Origin of the sequence: Methanobacterium bryantii, assembly GCF_002287175.1 — an archaeon.
In the GTDB taxonomy this organism is placed as follows: Archaea; Methanobacteriota; Methanobacteria; order Methanobacteriales; family Methanobacteriaceae; genus Methanobacterium_D; species Methanobacterium_D bryantii.
This window is the reverse complement of sequence record NZ_LMVM01000017.1, coordinates 1-2,693: the sequence shown is the minus strand read 5'-3', so window position 1 is coordinate 2,693 and position 2,693 is coordinate 1. Positions and strand designations below refer to the sequence as shown.

Annotated in this window: 3 protein-coding genes; all 3 read right to left on the bottom strand. The window is 34.2% G+C overall.

Annotation, left to right across the window (positions count from 1 at the left end; translation table 11 throughout):
* Positions 1–15: 15 nt before the first annotated feature.
* Positions 16–642 (bottom strand): TetR/AcrR family transcriptional regulator, encoded by a 627-nt coding sequence (locus tag ASJ80_RS08500; protein WP_069585871.1) that lies wholly within the window; start codon positions 640–642, stop codon positions 16–18.
* A gap of 83 nt (positions 643–725) precedes the next feature.
* Positions 726–1,454, bottom strand: a complete 729-nt coding sequence (locus ASJ80_RS08495) for an ABC transporter permease (RefSeq protein WP_069585868.1) — start codon at positions 1,452–1,454, stop codon at positions 726–728.
* Positions 1,451–2,395 carry an ATP-binding cassette domain-containing protein gene (locus ASJ80_RS08490; protein ID WP_095652064.1) on the bottom strand — a complete coding sequence of 315 codons (945 nt, stop codon included), beginning with the start codon at positions 2,393–2,395 and terminating at the stop codon, positions 1,451–1,453. The genes ASJ80_RS08495 and ASJ80_RS08490 overlap by 4 nt, the downstream gene beginning before the upstream one ends.
* Between the last annotated feature and the right edge of the window lie 298 nt (positions 2,396–2,693).

The window sequence follows — 2,693 nt, the reverse complement described above, 5'->3', positions numbered from 1 at the left end:
CGGAGAAGACTGTGTCTAAGGACTATTTTTTTCCATAAATTTGATAATCGAACCTTCTTCTGCACCCAAAATACGCTCTATAAAATAGAATATGGCCATGAATTTTCTCTTAAATTCCAGAGAATTAGGGTCAAGATCCTCTATTCCTTGAAGTATAATCATTGTTCCCATATATACGCCAGCAGCTTCTTCAGGATACTTAACATTGAAAACACCTTCTTCAATACCCTGTTTAATTATACGTGTAATTAATCCAGCAGTTTCTTGTGGAATCCTTTGTTCAAGCTTCATACGTAGATGAACATTCTTTTCTTCTTGAAGACGACTCATTATGCTTTTATGACCACCTGGAAATGACAAAGCAAAAGGGTATATATTCATCAATTTTTCTAATGCTGTTAGATCTTTCTGATTGGCCATATTTTCCATATCTTCAACAAGGATAGAAATGTATTTGTCAATAATTGCATCAAGTATTGCTTCTTTGGATTTGAAATAATAATAAAAAGTACCCTGCACTACGCCTACTTTTTTCGCTATTTCTGATACTTCAACCTGTTCATATCCTTTTTCTATAAATAAGTATTCTGCGGCGTTCATTAGTTCTTTACGCCTTATTTCAGGTTTTTTTGTTACCCGCATGAATTTTCCACCAATAATCGAATTTTGATTGTTTCTCTATGAAAGAATATATAATAAGGTTTTGTATGAGAATTATATAACCATTATCTTTTTGTCCGCCACCTAAAACATAAAATCCCCAATATGAAAAATATCAGCGTATAACCAAGAACCCAATATAAAGTTATGACAATGCTGCCCAAATCATATCCATTCAAAAGTGCCCGGGTTGTGTCAATGGCATAAGCAAAGGGAAGAGCATAACCAATAGCTGCAAATATACCTCCAGCCATTTTTAAGTTCATCCAAACTCCTCCAAATATGGATATTATAATTATGACTGCAGATGCTAACCCGGGGGCCTGTTTTTCTGAAAAAAGAGATCCAATTATCATTCCTATTCCAATACATGCAATGGAAATTGTAAATAGAATAGTTAAAGCAGGTAAAATGCTTAGATTTAATGTAACTCCATAAATAATTCCAGCGGTGAAACAAACTACAATTTGAAGTAATGCTATCGGTAAGAAGGGCAAAGTGTAAGCTAAAATAAAATCTGTTGGTTTAAGTGGTGTTGTTAGAAGCCGGGATAAAAATGCGCTTTCACGATCTTTTGCTAAAAGCATGGATGAGAACAGTGTTAAAAATCCAAAACTAAATACAGCAACTGCTGGTGTAAGTGAATTTGCAGTGAAAACCTCAACGGGTGCATTCTTACCAATGGAAGCAAAAAGCACCAGAAGAATAGCAGGCATTGCTACTCCCAGGATGATAGAAACAGGATCACGATATACTTCTTTTATATTTCGGCTAGTTAAACTGAGAAATTTCATTTGATCATCTCCTTTCCTGTAAGACTTAGAAATACATCATCTAAAGATGGTTCTTCCATGGAAAACCATTCGATCTTTGCTCCACTTGAGCGGATATAATCAACTATTTCATCAAAATTTAATTCCCTTGCTTTTATCTCAATTCCATCATCTATCTCTCTTACACTAAGATACATCTCCTTCAAACCTTCGATACATGTAGAAGAAAGTTTTTGGGCCTTAATTACCACGGTCCGCATTCCATAGATATCATTCTTAAGCTCTTTTGGTGTGCCTATTGCTATTATATTACCTTCGCTAATTATAGCAACTCGATCTGCGAGCGCGTCTGCCTCCTCAAGATAATGAGTGGTTAAAATGATTGTTTTTTTCTCTTTGAGATGCTCAATATGCTTCCAAATGGCTCTTCTTGCTTGAGGGTCTAAACCCAGAGTGGGTTCATCAAGAAAGAGTACTGGAGGATCAGAAATCAGTGCCATTGCAATACTTAACCTTCGTTGCATTCCTCCTGAAAAATTTTGGACCTGTTCATTTGCTCTTTCAGCTAGCCCCATTAATTCTATGAGTTCTTTAGCTCTCTTTTTCGTTTCTTCTTTTTTCAGACCATTTATTCCGCCCATTAACATAAGATTCTCCCAAGCTGTCAAATGGCCAGCAATAGCAGTTTCTTGTGGTGAAATATCAATAACTTCTTTTACTGCTGAAGGATTTTTCTTTATGTCATAACCCATGATAGTTGCAGTTCCAGCAGTTGGTTTTAGCAGACAGCAAAGCATTTGTATGGTTGTAGTTTTACCTGCACCATTAGGGCCAAGTAAAGAGAAAACTTCACCTCTTTTAATCGCCAGATTGATGCCATTTACTGCATTTTGATCTTTATATTTCTTGGTGAGATCGAAAGTCTGAATTGAGTAATTATTTTCAATTGTCACATAGTTCATAGTATCCTCCTATTATTGACTGATGTCAGTCAGTATTAAGTTAACAATATTTAAATCTTTTCATTAACCTCACTATCTTAATTCGTTAATTTGACTATTTTTAGTAAATGAGTGTTATAATTGAGAATTTTACAAAATAGGCAGCTAATAATAAGTTGAACCAGAAGGTTGTCTAATTCTTTAAGAGAATAGAGTTTTTAAATGAGGATTTAAAAAATAATTCTTTTTTATTTAATTATTTGAGACTATTAGTAATGTTTTTACTAAAAAAGTCTTAAAAAAGTTAAATTAGCATTAA